This window comes from Pelatocladus sp. BLCC-F211, from assembly GCF_041928655.1.
In the GTDB taxonomy this organism is placed as follows: Bacteria; Cyanobacteriota; Cyanobacteriia; order Cyanobacteriales; family Nostocaceae; genus Pelatocladus.
The window spans coordinates 1-16,908 of the sequence record NZ_JBHFLM010000079.1; the positions used below are offsets into that span (position 1 = coordinate 1).

Sequence of the window (16,908 nt, forward strand, 5' to 3'; positions counted from 1 at the left end):
GCTTGAGCCACGGGATGAAAGCCACCAGTGAAGGATTTATCCTTCCACGACACAAAGTTTTCAGTATCTTCACACAGATATTATGCACGATGTGTTAACATAAAAGAGTAGTTGGTTAGGTCGAAACCGATGATAATTTACGAGTTCAAAGTCAAAGGACTAGACTTGCAATACCGTGCAATAGATGACGCTATTCGTACTAGTCAATTCATCCAAAACAAAGCTATTAGATATTGGATGGATAACGAAAAGATTGGTAAATACGACCTTAATAAATATTGTGCAGTATTAGCTAGTGAATTTTCTTTTGCTGATGAACTTAATTCAATGGCTAGGCAATCTGCTGCTGAACGTGCTTGGAGCGCGATATCTCGGTTTTACGATAATTGCAAAAAGAAAGTTAAAGGTAAGAAAGGGTTTCCAAGGTTTAAGAAAAACTGCCGTTCTGTTGAATATAAGACGTCAGGATGGAAGCTTTCGGATACTCGAAAATCTATAACTTTCACAGACAAAAAAGGAATAGGAACTCTGAAATTAAAGGGAACCTATGACTTGAATTACTACGACATCAAGCAAATTAAACGTGTCCGGTTGGTGCGTCGTGCTGATGGATATTACGCTCAATTTGCAATTGACGTTAATGTCAAAATCGAAACACAACCAACTAACCAAATAGTTGGTATTGACCTGGGGTTGAAATACTTCATTGCTGATAATAAAGGCAATGTGGAGCCATCACCCCAGTTTTACCGCAAGTCTGAAAAGCAACTTAATCGAGCTAATCGCAAAAAATCTAAGAAGTTTAAGCGTGGCGCAAAACCACAATCTACCAATTACCGCAAAGCGAAGATACGATATGCTCGGAAGCATTTAAGAGTAAGTAGGCAACGAAAAGAGTACTGCAAACGTGTTGCGTACTCCGTCATCCAATCTAACGATTTGGTAGCCTATGAAGATTTAAATGTGAAAGGCTTGGTACGTAATCGTCATCTAGCTAAGTCAATATCTGATGTTGGTTGGTCAACCTTCCGGTCATGGTTAGAATATTTTGGGCATAAATATGGGAAGGTGACGGTTGCTGTTCCTCCCCACAATACAAGCCAAAACTGCTCTAATTGTGGAAAGAAAGTGAAAAAATCTCTGTCTACTAGGACTCATGCTTGTCCTCATTGTGGGTATACAGAAGACAGAGATGTCAATGCAGCAATCAATATTTTGAGACTAGGACTCAGTACGGTAGGGCATACCGGAACTTACGCTTGGGGAGATTTGCACATCAAAGGGCGATTGGTGCAAATCTGTCGTCTAACGGCGAGTCAGTGAACCAAGAATCCCCCGGTCTAAAGACCGGGGAGTGTCAAACGTGGTTGAGTTGAGCCGCCAAGGTTCGCGTTGCTAAGAAAATAATGGAGTGGAATATTATAATAAAGCGATACTCTGTAGGAGTGGCTACCGCGATCGCGTAGCGTGACCAAGAGTCTATCACACACACAATCATGAATGTACAACTTGTTAACTCCCTCGTAGAAGTGGTACTAAACCTCTCTCTCGAAGACCAAAAACTTTTTCAATCCAGACTCTACGCCAGACAGGTAGAGACAGCGACTAACAAAAATTTGACACCAACAGAAAAAGCCGAGCAATTTCGTCGATGGGTAGCTCAATTTCCCAAAAGTAGTGTAAGTTTGCCCACCGAAGCAAGCCTGCGTGAGAATATTTATGGCGATCGCGGTGTATGACAAGCTATTTGCTAGATACAAATATTATTCTTAGGTTTGCTGATACTCACTCCTTTGAGTACGGAATTATTAATAATGCTATTTTTCAAATCTTGCTACAGGGTGGTCAATGTTTTATTACATCTCAAGTTTTAATTGAATTTTGGGTTGTAGCCACCCGTCCCGTTGCTGTAAATGGATTGGGATGGACATCAGAACAAACCGAACGAGCAGTACAAATGCTTATAAATCAGTTTGAGTGGCTGGAAGAAACACCAGATATATTTCGCATTTGGTTGAACCTCGCTACAACTCATAGGATTTCAGGGAAGCGCACTCACGATTTACGCATACAAGCAGTAGTGCTTGCCCATAACATCAGTCATATTCTGACTTTAAACCCAAAAGACTTTGTAGAAGTTAAAGGAATTACTATCGTTCATCCCAAGAGCATAAATAGCTAGAGTTTTGGCAATGAAACTCATAACTTGCTGTGTTTTACAGTAAACCATCTGAAGCAAGTTCCATGCATCCATTTTCATCTTTGCTAGTCTGTAACAGTGTTGTCTTTGACACTCTCAGGTCGCGCATACACTGAGATTCTGCGGACAGAGTACACTTAGGTAGCACCCAAAGTCTAACTCTCGCTACGGTTGTCAAAGACCGTCTACTCAGTAAGCCTAAGTCTAAGCTGACCATCAATAAAAATTGGTCTTTGTCCTCCTGAATTAGGGTAAGCAACTTTAAACAACTTAGACCCTTTAAGATAATCCGGTGGCTTAGGTTTGAAATGTAACTGACCTTTAATATATAGTCCTCTAAGTTCTTTAAAAGATTTAAAAGCTTCTGTCACTGACATTAATGTTTGCTGCATAGGCGTTGATGGTAACGATTGAGCAATCAAGGTTTTTGAAATTGATGGTTCAAAAGCTAAATCAAACTTTCCACTCAGCAACTTCCCTGTTTTAAAAAACATCTGACGAGCAAAGTACACACCATTGTTGTATAGCTTGCCCGCTTGTTGACAGAGATACTCTAATAACGCCTTTGTTTCTTCATTTGGAGATAGCAATATTTGCTGAACTCCCATTAACTTTTTAGCTTGAGACATTGTTTCGATTTACAATGTGTTGTATATTAGTATATCAATACATACACTAAATATAAATGCCATTCAAGAAAAAACACAAATTAGGTTTTACAAGCAATCAACCTTTTGATAAAGACCCTGTTTGTTTTAAAGTTTTACCAGAAGTTAAAGACAAATTAAAATCCGTCCCTAATTGGCAAGAACGGTTAAGAGAATTTGTTGATAAGCTTATTGTTGAGGCGAATATTGAAGGCGACTAAAGTCGCTTCCCTCTCAGCACTGAAGTGACTGAGTTTCCCACATACCGCGAGGTCTTATGAGTTACTTCCGTCCTGCGATTGATGCGATGACTGGTTACGTTCCCGGAGAGCAACCAAAACCGGGAACTAAAATTATTAAGCTTAATACCAATGAAAATCCTTACCCGCCATCACCAAATGCACTTAATATCCTCAGAACTTTAGATGGCGAGTGGTTAAGACGTTATCCTGATCCCTTTGCGCGTGAATTTTGTGCAGCTGTGAGTGAAGCTTTGGGTGTACCCGCCGATTGGATTATTGTTGGTAACGGTAGTGATGATGTGTTGAATGTGCTGATGCGTGCTTGTGCAGAAGGGCGCGATCGCAAAGTTGTTTACCCAATGCCGACTTACGTTTTATATCGTACCCTAGCAGCCATGCAACCTGCGGAAGTTGTGGAAATTCCCTATCCCCAAGATTTTACACTGCCGATTGATGATCTGGTTGCTGCGAATGGCGCAATTACGTTTATTGCTTCTCCCAACAGTCCTTCTGGTCATTCTGTACCGTTGGATGATTTACGTACTTTAGCACATAAGGTTTCAGGAGTAGTGGCGATCGATGAAGCCTATGTTGATTTCGCTGAATATTCTGCTTTGCCATTAGTGCAGGAATTTGAGAATGTGATTGTGTTGCGTACTTTATCTAAAGGCTACTCTCTGGCAGGTTTACGGATGGGTTTTGGAATTGCCAATCCTAATTTACTGACAGGGTTGTTTAAAGTCAAAGATAGTTATAACATCGATGCGATCGCGACTCTGATTGGTGCAGCAGCAATGCGTGATCAAGCTTATAAAAATGATTGTGCCGAGAAAGTCAAAATATCACGAGCAAAGCTGACTGTTGAATTGAAGAACTTGGGTTTCACAGTTCTTGATTCACAAGCAAATTTTGTCCTTGCTACACCTCTCGAAGACAATGCAGAACAACTTTACTTAGGATTGAAGGAACGAGGTATTTTAGTACGCTACTTCAAGCAACCAGGATTAGACAATAAACTGCGGATTTCAGTCGGTACAGATGAACAGAATCAAACATTAATTGAAGCTTTAGTTAGCTTGCTCAAGTAAAACTTAGTTCGTAGTCAGCACTTAAGTGCTAAAGCCGAATTAATTACACACATTGTCTTCCTGTTCCCCGTTCCCCGTTCCCTCTTAAGACCGAATAAATAAAAAAACTATAAATATAGCTTTTTTATGCTAATATTTGTCTATTGTATGTGCGTCATTAAGCAGTACAAGGGCGTGTAGCTCAGTGGATAGAGCGTCAGATTCCGGTTCTGTAGGTCGGGGGTTCGAATCCCTCCACGCTCGTTTTTAATTTTTTGCTGAGATACCCCATGCCTAAAGGCAGGGGGTTCTAACTCACGGAGCGAGTTTCGTTTACCCGAAAAGGTTCCGACTCCTCACGCGCTATTAGATTACTGCACATTTCCTCTGTCCCACCAACGGTAGGAGACTTTGGACTAGCCTCGGTTCTCGGAAATTGATTTGACCCATTTCGCCAACCGTGCAGCAGGGATTTCTCCATCCCTAGCCAACCATGTCTGGCTGACTGGATTGACAAAGTTTCTGTTTTTGGATCGACGTGACGACTCAGATAAGCAGATAAAATATCTCGTTGCATCTTTAGCCCACAGACTGAGCAATGATGAACACGTTGCGATAATGACTTTTTCTGCTTATTACCACACAAACAGGTTTGAGACAGTGCAGTTTTACGAGTCGAAAACATTAGAACACAACCACCAGCGTTTTCAGCTTTGCGCTTGAGTTCGGATTGAAAACTTGAGGGGGATTTAAAGCCGATAGACTTACCCCAATTTTTCTGCCACGCTTTGACAGATACTTTCTCGGTTTTGATATGTTTGCCGAGTTTTAAGGTTTGGTTAACCAGCTTACCGTGAGACGATTTACATTGAGATGCTTGTTTACGTTCTATCTCGCGTTTTTTGGCAGCAGTTTTTTTGTAACGATTGGATTTATGCCAACGTTTTGAACCTTTCTTAACAGTACCGTTACTGTTAAAATTATTTGGATTATTGGCACGACGTTGCCTATTCATTTTGCGCTGTAACTTTCTAATCTCTTTCTGCTTAGAATTTAATTCAACAGCAAAAGGAGTCCAGATAGTTTTTTCGTCCCCAACAATTGCGACGGTGGAAACGCCCAAATCAATACCAACAGTGCCATCACTGATAATATTTTTAGGCTTTTGATAAGGTTCTCCCTCGCAGACCAATTGAGCGAACCAATAGGTTTTTTGATTAAGAATACGACGCACTAAACGCACATATTTAATCTTTGAGTTTAAACCATGCAAAATTACTGGGTCATTAGTGATAATGCCTGGTAGTTTTAACTTTGACCATTCAACACCGTTACCAGTCCATCTGATGCCTTGCTTATTGGTTTTACCCTCCAATGACGCAAACTGACCTTTTTGTTTAAATCTTACTTTTTTAGCTTTACCAAACATCATCCTCTCTAAAGCCTTGAAAGCTCTAGTAGCTATTTTTTGAATGGTATTAGCGTCAAGATGTGATTTAATCCAAACACTTGCAATAGCTGTTTTATTAGCGAAACTTTGCAAATCGTAGTCGCTAAAACGATAAGCCTCTCTGCATGATTGGAAAGCTGTAGACCGTTCTTTTTTATTTGCTTTGTTAATAGCCTTAGCCTGTTGGTAAAGTTCTGAATTACGCATTAACTCAAGTCTGCACTTACCTTCAGACAATATGGCGTTATATAGCTGCCTTAGAGCTTCTAATCTGGCAGCAAGAACTCGACTATCCTTGGATGTCGTTATTATTGGTATTTCTGTAACAAAGCTTGATGTTTTTGCTGCCAGGGTAAATCACCTCTCGATAAATGTTAAACTGTATCTAGTATAGCAGTTTGTTCTAACAATGACAAATAAAAAAGGAATAAAAAGAATTAAAAATCAACCAGTTTACCATGATGAAATAAAGGGCAAAAGGACTGTTTTTTTAACTCCAACAGCTTGGGATAACATAAAAAATGAAGCTGCAAACCGAGGGATTAGCGCCAGCGAATTAGTTGAGGAATGGGGACGGCGACTAAAGTCGCCCGCGCCTAGCCCCCATAAATAGAATTTAGGGGCTACCCCGGCGCGGATAATTCGGTGTATTGATAGCAAGACTGCGTATTCCGTTAAATAAAACTTACCCAAAGCTACCCATAACTAGACTAATTATTTAGTTACAGTTTCGTTCCCCGTTCCCCTTTCCCCGTTCCCTATTACCTGCTACCTTTTAAATGTAATAGCGGCATAGTAAACAATCCCCACGCCAAACCCGTCACCAACCCAAAGAAAGTTACAACATAATTATTAAAACTCCACCACCCTAACACCTCTGCGGCTAACTCCAACGGATAAGCCATCATCAACACACTTGTAAGTGCTGCACCACCCCAACCATATTGATGCAGCCAGTAAAAACCTCTACCACCAGTTACCCCACATAACAACCGAGTCAACAGCAAACCAGTAACTGTTCCGTAACAACGCATACATACAGCCATGAGAAACGGTGACGCCAAACTCACTCCCATCTCTGGTTGGGGACAGACATGACGACCCATGAAATAAATAATTTCCGCAATTCCAGGTAAAATAAACAACCCAGAAGCGGACAAAAAAGGAGCAATAAGCGGCCCTACCACCATTCCTGCTAACAGAAAATCAGCAACAAAACTTACCCAATTAACTCTTAACCTTCTAGCAAAAGCAACTCCTTGCATCTGTTTTCCCTTTGTGTCCTACTCTACCTTGAACCCGCGAGGGCGTCTATTTAGTTTGTTACTATCATAAAACTTAACAAACCCCAAAAAATAAAGGTGGGTCATGCCCACCTTATTTAAAAATCTACACTTGTCAGTTTTTTCCTACCCCATTTTCGCAGTATACGGACTTGTCAACTTATCCAACTGCTGGGTCAATAAACTCAGGAATAATCCCACATCTGTTACTACACCCAGTGATTCAATCGAACCCCTGTCACTTAACTTGGTTACAACTGCTGGGTTGATATCTACACAAACCATCTTCACACCCGCAGGCGTCATATTACCTACACCAATAGAATGTAGCATTGATGACAACATCAAAATCATCTCTGCACCTTTGAGTAGTTCGGCGTATTTTTCTTGTGCCTTAATTAAATCCATCTGGGTATCAGGTAAGGGGCCATCATCCCGAATTGAACCAGCTAGACAGAAAGGTACGTTATTTTTTACACATTCATACATGACACCATTTTTAATTACCCCAGCTTCTACAGCTTTGGCAATACTACCGTAACGCCGGATGGTGTTGATGATCTTCAAGTGGTGACGGTGTCCGCCGCGTACTGCTACACCCCGCTTCATATCGACACCGAGGGAAGTACCCATGATCGATTGTTCGATGTCGTGAACTGCGATCGCATTTCCTCCCAACAGCGCTTGTACGTATCCTTCGCGAATCAGTCGTGATAAATGTTCACCACCACCAGTGTGAATTACTACTGGTCCAGCAGTGACAACAACTTTACCGCCAGCATCGCGAATTTTACGTAATTCCCAAGCCACCTGCTCAACGACTAATTCTACGCGGCGTTCGCTAGAAACCCCTGCGGACATAAAGCTAAATTCTTCAGCATTGCGTTTTTCCCGTGATTCGGTTTTGCGAATGGTGCGGATACCTTGGACATCCACAACTACTTGTTCGCCAACTTCCAAGTCACGTAATATTTTACACCGCGCTATCAAACCTTGGGGAGTTTGGGAAATGGCGATCGCTCCGTCCATGCGTTGATTGTGTACCGTCACCCACTCACCATTAATCCGGATCTCGGTGGGATAAATCGTGCTGACATAGAAATCATCGGGAGCGACACCAGACATAATCACTGGTTCTAGCTTGACATCTCGCTCATCTTGCGGCAAGTCAACCGCACCCAAATCAATGAGTTGAGAGATGATTTCTTCCATCACCTCATGAGAGGGAGCCGATACCTTCACCTCTGCGGCTGAGGTACTTTGTCGTTGTTCTCCCAAGTTAAAGTTGAGAACCTGGAAGCTACCACCGTTATCTACAATCAAATCCAAAGCGCGGTTAATCAAGCCAGCATCAAGCAAGTGTCCTTCCATGCGAAGGATGCGGCTTTCTACCGACACATTAGCATGAACTTCTTCTCTGACTGGTTCTGTGGCTCGCAGAGTCAAACATTTGGCTGCACCCCCAGCTTTGAGAAATTCTGTGAGTGGCGTTTCAATAATTTGGAAACCCACATTCATCAGACGTTCTTTCAGGGGATCGCTTGCTTTGTTCATAATCAGGATGCGATCCACATTCACCGCATTACAGGCGAAGTTTACCGCATCAGCCTCAGCGATCGCGATCCGCTTTTCTGGCGCTACTCGCATTTCAATGACACGATTGGAGTAGGAATCAAAAGCCGCCGGATAGTAAAGCAAATAACCATCTGTTAACGGACAAAAACAAGTATCCAAGTGATAGAAGCGATCGTCTATCAACCGCAGGGATAACACTTCAATATCCAGCCATTTTGCCAGATAGGGATGAGAATCTAACTCTGAACGGAAGCCGTATCCCGCCCATAGCCAGCGTCCTTCCCGATCTAAGAGTGCGTCACCAGCTCCCTCAAACGGCAAATCTTTGGGTAATTCATAGACTTTGTAGCCGTTTTCCTCAAACCATTGCTTAAAATACGGTTCTTCTCCTTGACGCTCTTTATGCAAAAAGCGACTTAAAACAACTGTCTCTCCCAACACCAGACCAGCATTAGCCGTGAACACCATATCCGGCCAGCCCTGCTGGGGTGGCACTAAATCTACAATCGCATGTTCTTTCAGGATGTGATAAAGTTGATGCCACTGCTGCACGGCGCGATCGCGCGATGACTTATGAATATTCCCCTCCATCCAGGGATTAATTACATAGTCCACATCGTAGTGGTCAGGCGGACACATCAAATAGCGAATCTGGGAAGTCATAAAAAATGTCACAAGCGTATAGATGCGGTGGTCTCTCTTGAATACTAATTATTGCTGAACCAATTCTGCAAAAATTGATACTAATTTTATACCTTTTGATAGTTGAACAATATCAAAAAGCTTCTTTCTATTCTATATACCCGTAGACACACAAGATGAATTTTTGAGGATCGGGGATCGGGGATGAATCAGTTATCAGTTATCAGTGATCAAATTAAACTGGTAACTGTTAACTGTTAACTGATAACTGAGAAGTTGTCCTCCTTGTCCCCGTGTCCCCGCTCCCCCTTCCCCGTTCCTACAACCAATTCCCCACCAAAACGTAGGGCGCCCATAAGTAGGGAATCTGATATTGATCTAACAAATCCAATTGAGCGCGCTGGAGAGCTTCAGCTTTGGTAAGTTTAGGGTCTTCTAACTCTTTATAAAATTTAATCATGAGTTTAGCTGTAGACCCATCATCAACAGACCACAAAGTTGCTAACGTACTGCGCGCGCCTGCTCGGACTGCGATCCCAGCAAGTCCCAAAGTGGCTCGCTTGTCTCCCAAAGCAGTTTGACAAGCACTTAGTACAAGTAATTCAATAGCACGAGATTTACTGGAGTTACCTAAGCGCAATAATTGGTCAAAATCCTTGACTTTTAAAAGCTGATCCCAAGTCAGAATAAAAGTTTTCTCGGCACTAGAACTAAACTCACCGTGAGTTGCGATGTGAACAACATTATATGATGCTTCTTTGATCTGATAACGCACATTATCTTCAGTAAAATTCTGATTGAGAAGTCGTTTATGTTTAGGTATTGCTGACTGAATTTTATCCAATTCGTATTTCACATTTTTGAGAGAGGAAAAGGATCGACCTTCAATTTTACGTTTTTGACTCACTCCAGCAGTTAAAGCATAAAATTTTCTTCTTTGTAAAGGCTTGGGATCAACTAGCTGTAAACCGGGAGCCAGAGCAACAGCATATTTTTGGATTAAAAATTTTTTATTTTGCTGATCATAAAGAACAGCCATTGGGATATTTCGCAAAGAACCATCTAAAACGAATACCAATGTTTTGATATTCATTTCTATCAATTTATTTTCTCGTGGTTTAATCAACCAGTCATATACTAACCCTGAAAACTGTTTGACTTGATTAATGCGGTCGGGTTCTGCGAGCGATCGCTGTAGTTCCTCTAGTTTTTTTTCAACTTCATTCGCTTGTTGATTAATTGTGTAGTGTTCAAGTTCACTCTGATTTGGCAACTTGAGAATGATTTCGAGACGGTCTTTTAAAATTATTGGATAAATGACTGCGGTTTGAGAATCAGTTTTATCAACTACCTCATCAATATTTTCGGTTGAAGCTTGCAAACACGCTTGTCGAAAAAAGTTTTCTAGTTCTGTGAACTGTAAAGCTTCGATTACAGTACGTGCTTGTTGTAAATTTGCTTGATTAACTTCCCCACTCTGATCTTGGGGTTGCAAAAGTAAATCTACAAATTGGCGATAGACAGGTTCGACATTATCCCGAAAGGAAAACTGCACATCTGGGTTAAGGGCAACTAAATCCCTGCGAAGAGATATGAGGGTATCATATGCTTCCTTGTAGGATGCGATCGCACTTGGAATCTTACCTCTCATTTTAAATATGTATCCTAGTTGCCATTGCCACAAATAAGCAATATCCCCCATTTGCATACTTCGAGCTATTTTTAATCCCTCCTCAGTCAGCTTTTGAGCATTGTCAAAATCTTTTGTTTCTAGGTAAACTCCCCCCAAAACACCCAAAGCGTAAGCTTCTGAACGTTGATCACCAATACTTCTAGCTTGTTTAATTGCTGTTGCTAAATCTTGAGCAATTTCTTGCCATCCAGGTATATCTACGTTGGTGGCTTGTTTTAAATGTACTAAACTCTGAGTGAAGTTAATCCGAGCAAAAATTGCTGTTTGGTTAATTGGAATTTGGTTTAATCGAGGCTGGATATCAGTATATAATTGCCGTGCTTGTGACCAATTGTGCATTTCTAGTAATACACTTAATTGGTTGAGTTTTGCTTGAACTTGCACGACAGGTGAATTAGATACACTAGCCGCCTGCTCATAAAGTTGGACAGCTTGTTGATAATATTTAGAAGCCTGGTTAGAAATTGGATAATTAGGATCAGAGGTGACGTAGCGTAAAGGTGTGGGTCGTTCTTCATTAATAGCATTTTGTTGATTGCTAGCCCTATTACCGAAACCATGTTGAATGTTACCTAAGCTGATCAATGTTTCTGCTAATTGATCAGGCGATCGCAATTTTTGAGCCAAATCACGACTTTGCTGCAAAGATTCTTTAGATTTATCTAACTCACCAACTAATTGCAGAACATCACCAAGGCTGCGGAGGAGAGTTATTTTCATTACAGAATCTGGTTGTTTCTGCACAGATTTAACCAGTTCCTGTAAATTTGTGCGTGCTTGACGGTAAAGTCCCAAAGTTTGTTCAGCTTGAGCAAGATTAATTAAGCTACGAATTTTACCAACTTCATCACCCAATTGCGTGTAAATTTTAGCTGCTGGTTGCCAACTATCTAAAGCTTCTTGGGTTTTACCTAATTCCAATAGCAGATTTCCCTGAATTTCTAAGGTTTGGGCTAGGAGTTGTGAATTCTTATTAGTTTTAAGGATGTCTAAGCTTTTTAGTATATAATTATACGAATTTTGTATCTGTCCGAGTTGCTTCACGACTAAAGCAAGATTGCTCAACGCCATAGCTTGCCCTAGCTGATCTCCGTTGGTTTGGAAAGCTTCTATTGCTTGTTGTAAAATCTTGATTGCTAGAGTGTAATTTCCAGCCTCATAGAGTTTTTGAGCTTGTGCAACTAAAGATTGGGCATTTGACTGATGAGAATTACTCTTTGCTTGAGCGAAAGGAACAGCAAGTTGGATACCAGAGTTGAGATTAAACTCAAAAATAACCAAAAGTGCAGTTATCAAAGCAAAAAAGCATCTTTTCAACCACCTGCGAATGTAAAGATAACGTCTATCCATCAATGTTCATCGGAAAGCTACAATTTTATGCAAACCTGTACTTAGCGCGTTGGGCAAGCTGCGGGATTTGACCAAGGATTTACAGGCGTGGTATTTGCTGCTACTAACACTACTTCCCCAGATTTATCAATTACCCAACCTGTAGCCTCGACTATTTGATTTGGGATGGGGGACTTGGATAATGACTCGCCTCCTCTTGCGATTTCCCGATGATCAAGACGAACCCAAGGCATCTGTACAGTATTTTGAGTACGGAATACTTCGTTTGGTAAAAATGGCAAACCACCACGTCCAGTGACGACAAACCTATTGTCTGTGTCTGTGGGACAAGCTTGGGCAATTTGTTTTGTGGCATCGACGGGAATATTTGGTAGTTCCACTAAGCCAGAACTCGGATCAACATCCGGGATATTGATTTGGACATTGCCATTTAACTGAGAATTTGCCCCGGTGGCAGTGATATCACTTAAGGTTGTGGGTTGTGGGCGGAACTGCGTACCAAAAATAGCTTGAGCATTAATGGTGACATTACCGCCTCGAAAGTCTCTCGAATTGGCAGTGATATCACTATTTTCTTGGGGAATTGCAACTAAATTGTCTGTATCAATATTGATATTGCCACCAGTGACATTGCTTCCTGTAGCGTTGGTGGTGATGGCACTGCCACGACGTAAGATTAAAGTTCCAGAATGCAGGTTGATATTTCCTTGTCCGCCTGTAGTTGTAGCGGTGAGTTTGCCTTGGTTGTCCAGCAGTAGGTCATCAACTGTAATATTAAGGTTGCCTCCCCTGCCTGAACCTAAACTGTTGGCATTAATTTCTGCCCCATTATCGACAGTCAACTTCCTGGTGTTAATTCTCAAGTCGCCAGCACTACCAGGCCCTTCACTTCTAGCTAGTAGGGTGCTGGGAACAACTTGTCCATTTTCATCAATGGCTGAACCACTCACTGTTACAGATTTCGAGGCATTGATATCTAAATTACCCGCCTGACCTTCACTACCATTATCAGTGGCAACTGAGATGCTAGCGCCGTCTTTGACGACTAAACGCTGTGTGTTGATTATTAAGTCACCTCCATTACCTGTGGCTGCTGTAGATGGTGCCTTTGCGCTCCGAGCAAACAAACCACTCGGGAAATTATTATTTATTATTGATTGACCACTAGCTTCGACAAGTTCAGAAGCATCTACTCTTAAAGTTCCTCCACTACCTGCACCAATGGTAGATGTTGATACGAAACCTCCGTCACGGAGAATTAGTTTCTGGGTAGAAATATGAACGCTTCCAGCATTTCCAGAGTTGTTGAAACCTAAATTTCGAGTACCCAAGCCAGTGAAAAATCCACCACCTAATACCTCCACAGATTCAGAGGCGTTTACAGTTAAATTTCCTCCTGAGCCAGAACCAAAAGTAGATGCTTCTACAGCTCCACTATCACGTACAATTAATCGCCTCGTTTCAATTTTGATGTCACCTGCTGCTCCAGTCCCCAAAGTCAAAGTAAATAACAGGCTGGAATTTTCGTCTTTGGTACCACTTATTTCTAAAGAATCAGATGCTTGGAGCAATAGAGGTTGACCTGATTTTTCTCTTGTGGTAACTCCTCCGATTTGTGACCCGTTAGTGATCACAATATTTCTGCCACGCAACTGTATAGCTCCATTACTTTCACTAGTAGTAATAATATTAGCCCCTTGTGATATCTGCATATCTTGAAAGTTTTGGACGCCATTGTATCCCAAAGCCCAACCTTCAGTAACGGGATTCAAGCTGACAAAACTGTTAGGGGCGACACTTCCTATATCAATTCGTCCTGCGGGTGCTAATAGTGTGCCACCCTTGATTGATACATCACCACCCAACATTGCTAAAGTTTGATTAGGGAGAACTTGAAAATTCGACCCTTCTATTTGGATTGGTTGAGCAGTTTGCCCAAATTGCAAACCGATGGGGAGATTGACGGTTAGTAATGGTGTTGATTGGGGATTAGTGGCACTGAATTGAGTACCATCGGCAAAGTTGATACTATGGGCTGTACTGGCAACAAAAGAACCGTTGATATTTAATGAGGCATTGGGGCCAAAGATAATACCATTGGGATTAATTAAAAAAAGGTTGGCAGAACCGTTGGTTTTAATCAGTCCGTCGATGTTTGAGATTGAGCCTCCCGTCACGCGGTTAATGATGTTTTTAACATCTAAGTCATTGGCGAAAGCAGCTGAACCACCTGTTGGTACGGAAAATTCTTTAAAGCTATGAAAAAGGTTACTGCCAACTTTATTGCCGTTGGTAATATTAAAGTCTCGGTTATTGGTAGTTGTAACCTGGGTTGATAAAGTTCCATCTGAGGAAACTTGTGCCTGAATCAAATCGGTTTTAACCAGAAAGCATAGGGGAACTAAACTGGCTATGCAAAAATGCTGATTCCGCTTTTTCATAAACAAATTATGAATTAGGAATGATTTGATTTAACATAAACAAATTATTTGTTAATAGTCAGTAAGCAAAAACATTGTGTAAATGCTACTTATATGCTATTACTCCACCACAGTAATTTTGATAGGTTTGTAGTAAGGACTTTAGTCCTTTCTTGAGGACTAAAGTCCTTACTACAAACTCATTTAGCCTGTCAAAATCTTTGTGGCAGACTACTAGTGCCTATGTACAAACATAGCAATGCTACTTTTAAGCGTATATTATAAAGTGGTGCGTTACGGCTTTAGCCGTAACGCACCCTACTGAAGATTTACTTATATATTTCTGTTTGATTTACTCACTAATACCAATTCTATATGAAGACGCATACAAAGACCCCTCCCCCAACCCCTCCCCGCTTGCGGGGAGGGGTTGGGGGAGGGGTAAAATTCTATGCAGCTTCACGAAGAATTGGTATAAGTTATCTTAGTAATAACAAGGTACACACAAACCTTGTGCCGAATACCCCTTGAGACCATTACTACATATAAGGGTGCAGGCTTTGGGATTCTTCTTATCTAGTTTGTCTTTGTCCTCAAGCCAGTCGCTAGCTTTTGGCTGCGATACTGAGGCTTGATTTGTTTCTTTTGGCGTGACTTCAACTACTTCTGATGTAGTTACTTCTGATTGGGCTGTTGGTGTTGTAACTTTTATTCCATCAGCCATTGCAACAGAGCTAAACATCATCAAGAATGAGATAAAGATACCGATTACCAATGAGATTGTGCGTTTCATAATTTTATTTTCGGTTGAGATATACGCTTTTGGGCTTGCCCCTGAAATAACACCAATATCAATCGATAGATTTCCTGAAAAGTTGTGAGAAATAATCTAATTTGTTTGATCTTGTTCTAAGCTCGACTTTACCAACATCCTCTGACATTGACGTGTCGTTAGATCATAAGTTTGTGTCGTTAGATCACAAGTTTGTGTCGTTAGATCACAAGTTTGTGTCGTTAGATCATAAGTTTGTGTCGTTAGATCATAAGTTTGTGTCGTTAGATCATAAGTTTGTGTTGAGCGATGTCCGCCTTTGGACTGCAACTGGACGTTTGAACTCTCGAAAGGGTCTAATATTGAATAAGTGCTGAAAATAAATTCCGTATTCTGCAACTGTCATCTCTGTTGTTGCAAAAAATCTTTTACAGTTTGGTTAAAGGTTTCAGGTTGGGTCAAAAATGGCCAATGATTACCAGGAACTTGGCATAGTTGTAAGTTTTTGAGGTATGTTTTATAAGGTTTGAGTTGCCATTCTTGGCGATTAACACCTTTTTCTGGCTGGACAAATAAGGCGGGAGTATAAATTGGGACTGTTAAACCAGGAATCTGCATGACTTCCTCAAAAATGCGATCGCGCGCAGCAATTGTAAATTTACTACCCCAACTACCATCAGCCTTTTGTTCTATCCCTGCTTGAAAAACTTTTTGTTGTAAGGGACTCCAGCCTTTGTATGCTGTTAACTGACGGGCTTGTGTTTCGGCTGCTTCATAGCTAGCGAATGGCCCCATTGCTTTGAGAAACGACAAGAAGCGATACAAGATGGGAAATGTCATCTTCAAGAAACTGGGCATTTGCCAGATAAAAATCGGATCGACTAAAATCATACTCCGCAATCGTTCTGGATTTTGTCTAGCCCAGATGCAAGCTAATTTACCACTCCAGGAGTGGGCGACAACATGAGTACTTGTCCATCCTAATTTATTCATCAATGCTTCCATATCTGCGATCGCACTCTCAAAGCTATAGTCTTTTTCTGGCTTACTACTCTCACCATGACCCCGTAGATCAGGTGCAACTATGTGATACTGTGGCGCTAGGTAATCTCCCAAACTAGACCAAACCAAAGCATGGTCAGCTAAACCATGGAGTAATAATAAAGGTTCCTGATTTTGAGTTTGGTTCCACTCCAAATAAGAAAGTTGAATATCAGGCTTTGCTAAAGTTTGACGTACAGGGATCATTGCAGATTATTTGTGAAGAGATTGCTTCCGGTTTCAATGGTACAGGACTGAAGCCAAATCTTTGACCAAAAAAAAAGAGCGCTCCCAAGGAAGCGCTTTTGTTAAGCAATCATAGAACAATAAACTTAAGTTTAATATTAAAGGCCCTATTTTTAGGTTACAGAAGTTATAGCAACAAAATTAAACCACGTCTACTTTGAGAACTGTAGTTTTGTAGGTTGGGTGTAGCGACAGCGAAACCCAACATTATAGTCTGGTTAATGTTGGGTTACACTCCGTTCCACCCAACCTACATAATGTCCTTTTTGAAAAACTCCTC

General features: G+C 41.2%; 12 protein-coding genes, 1 tRNA gene and 1 pseudogene. 6 read left to right on the forward strand and 8 right to left on the reverse strand.

The features are described 5' to 3' along the window. Window positions 1-129 precede the first annotated feature (129 nt). The 3 genes and pseudogenes from ACE1AT_RS09685 (at window position 130) to ACE1AT_RS09695 (ending at window position 2,182) form a co-directional block, all read left to right on the forward strand. Window positions 130-1,376: pseudogene (locus ACE1AT_RS09685) on the forward strand (RNA-guided endonuclease InsQ/TnpB family protein). A gap of 120 nt (window positions 1,377-1,496) precedes the next feature. Further along, the gene (locus ACE1AT_RS09690) at window positions 1,497-1,739 is read left to right on the forward strand and encodes a hypothetical protein (RefSeq protein WP_374867687.1); all 243 of its coding nucleotides are present in this window, start codon (window positions 1,497-1,499) and stop codon (window positions 1,737-1,739) included. Further along, complete coding sequence (locus tag ACE1AT_RS09695; RefSeq protein ID WP_374867689.1) at window positions 1,736-2,182, forward strand: type II toxin-antitoxin system VapC family toxin; 447 nt, start codon at window positions 1,736-1,738, stop codon at window positions 2,180-2,182. Before ACE1AT_RS09690 ends, ACE1AT_RS09695 begins: the two co-directional genes overlap by 4 nt. A 203-nt stretch (window positions 2,183-2,385) precedes the next feature. Here the strand turns inward: ACE1AT_RS09695 and ACE1AT_RS09700 are convergent, their stop codons facing one another. Further along, window positions 2,386-2,829, reverse strand: coding sequence for a hypothetical protein (locus ACE1AT_RS09700; protein ID WP_374867691.1), 444 nt, complete (start codon window positions 2,827-2,829; stop codon window positions 2,386-2,388). Window positions 2,830-2,885: 56 nt separating this feature from the next. Between ACE1AT_RS09700 and ACE1AT_RS09705 the strand changes: the two genes are divergently transcribed. The 3 genes from ACE1AT_RS09705 (at window position 2,886) to ACE1AT_RS09715 (ending at window position 4,420) form a co-directional block, all read left to right on the forward strand. Then, window positions 2,886-3,068 (forward strand): hypothetical protein, encoded by a 183-nt coding sequence (locus tag ACE1AT_RS09705; protein WP_374867693.1) that lies wholly within the window; start codon window positions 2,886-2,888, stop codon window positions 3,066-3,068. Between the two features lie 56 nt (window positions 3,069-3,124). Beyond that, window positions 3,125-4,177, forward strand: coding sequence for a histidinol-phosphate transaminase (hisC, locus tag ACE1AT_RS09710; protein WP_374867695.1), 1,053 nt, complete (start codon window positions 3,125-3,127; stop codon window positions 4,175-4,177). A gap of 170 nt (window positions 4,178-4,347) precedes the next feature. After that, window positions 4,348-4,420 (forward strand) — tRNA-Arg (locus tag ACE1AT_RS09715). Between the two features lie 46 nt (window positions 4,421-4,466). Here ACE1AT_RS09715 and ACE1AT_RS09720 read toward each other — a convergent pair. The 7 genes from ACE1AT_RS09720 to ACE1AT_RS09750 all read right to left on the reverse strand — a co-directional run bounded on the left by ACE1AT_RS09720 (window position 4,467) and on the right by ACE1AT_RS09750 (window position 16,586). Then, window positions 4,467-5,813, reverse strand: coding sequence for an RNA-guided endonuclease InsQ/TnpB family protein (locus ACE1AT_RS09720; RefSeq protein WP_374867697.1), 1,347 nt, complete (start codon window positions 5,811-5,813; stop codon window positions 4,467-4,469). A 554-nt stretch (window positions 5,814-6,367) separates the two neighbouring features. Continuing rightward, window positions 6,368-6,871, reverse strand: a complete 504-nt coding sequence (locus tag ACE1AT_RS09725; RefSeq protein WP_374867699.1) for a DUF2085 domain-containing protein — start codon at window positions 6,869-6,871, stop codon at window positions 6,368-6,370. Between the two features lie 144 nt (window positions 6,872-7,015). Then, the gene (locus ACE1AT_RS09730; protein ID WP_374867701.1) at window positions 7,016-9,127 is read right to left on the reverse strand and encodes a TIGR00300 family protein; all 2,112 of its coding nucleotides are present in this window, start codon (window positions 9,125-9,127) and stop codon (window positions 7,016-7,018) included. A 298-nt stretch (window positions 9,128-9,425) separates the two neighbouring features. Further along, window positions 9,426-12,149, reverse strand: a complete 2,724-nt coding sequence (locus ACE1AT_RS09735) for a CHAT domain-containing protein (RefSeq protein WP_374867703.1) — start codon at window positions 12,147-12,149, stop codon at window positions 9,426-9,428. A gap of 41 nt (window positions 12,150-12,190) precedes the next feature. Further along, on the reverse strand, window positions 12,191-14,590 hold the full coding sequence (locus tag ACE1AT_RS09740; RefSeq protein ID WP_374867705.1) for a filamentous hemagglutinin N-terminal domain-containing protein: 2,400 nt from the start codon (window positions 14,588-14,590) through the stop codon (window positions 12,191-12,193). A 463-nt stretch (window positions 14,591-15,053) separates the two neighbouring features. Then, window positions 15,054-15,362 carry a hypothetical protein gene (locus tag ACE1AT_RS09745; protein WP_374867707.1) on the reverse strand — a complete coding sequence of 103 codons (309 nt, stop codon included), beginning with the start codon at window positions 15,360-15,362 and terminating at the stop codon, window positions 15,054-15,056. Window positions 15,363-15,743: 381 nt separating this feature from the next. Next, the gene (locus tag ACE1AT_RS09750; protein WP_374867709.1) at window positions 15,744-16,586 is read right to left on the reverse strand and encodes an alpha/beta fold hydrolase; all 843 of its coding nucleotides are present in this window, start codon (window positions 16,584-16,586) and stop codon (window positions 15,744-15,746) included. Between the last annotated feature and the right edge of the window lie 322 nt (window positions 16,587-16,908).

Excerpts from the sequence above, each read along its gene's own strand:
- ACE1AT_RS09695 (WP_374867689.1), top strand. The coding sequence starts at position 1,736 with ATGACAAGCTATTTGCTAGATACAAATATTATTCTTAGGTTTGCTGAT.
- ACE1AT_RS09690 (WP_374867687.1), top strand. The coding sequence starts at position 1,497 with ATGAATGTACAACTTGTTAACTCCCTCGTAGAAGTGGTACTAAACCTC.
- ACE1AT_RS09725 (WP_374867699.1), bottom strand. The coding sequence starts at position 6,871 with ATGCAAGGAGTTGCTTTTGCTAGAAGGTTAAGAGTTAATTGGGTAAGT.
- ACE1AT_RS09700 (WP_374867691.1), bottom strand. The coding sequence starts at position 2,829 with ATGTCTCAAGCTAAAAAGTTAATGGGAGTTCAGCAAATATTGCTATCT.
- ACE1AT_RS09730 (WP_374867701.1), bottom strand. The coding sequence starts at position 9,127 with ATGACTTCCCAGATTCGCTATTTGATGTGTCCGCCTGACCACTACGAT.
- ACE1AT_RS09745 (WP_374867707.1), bottom strand. The coding sequence starts at position 15,362 with ATGAAACGCACAATCTCATTGGTAATCGGTATCTTTATCTCATTCTTG.
- ACE1AT_RS09740 (WP_374867705.1), bottom strand. The coding sequence starts at position 14,590 with ATGAAAAAGCGGAATCAGCATTTTTGCATAGCCAGTTTAGTTCCCCTA.
- ACE1AT_RS09720 (WP_374867697.1), bottom strand. The coding sequence starts at position 5,813 with ATGCGTAATTCAGAACTTTACCAACAGGCTAAGGCTATTAACAAAGCA.
- ACE1AT_RS09705 (WP_374867693.1), top strand. The coding sequence starts at position 2,886 with ATGCCATTCAAGAAAAAACACAAATTAGGTTTTACAAGCAATCAACCT.
- hisC (WP_374867695.1), top strand. The coding sequence starts at position 3,125 with ATGAGTTACTTCCGTCCTGCGATTGATGCGATGACTGGTTACGTTCCC.
- ACE1AT_RS09735 (WP_374867703.1), bottom strand. The coding sequence starts at position 12,149 with ATGGATAGACGTTATCTTTACATTCGCAGGTGGTTGAAAAGATGCTTT.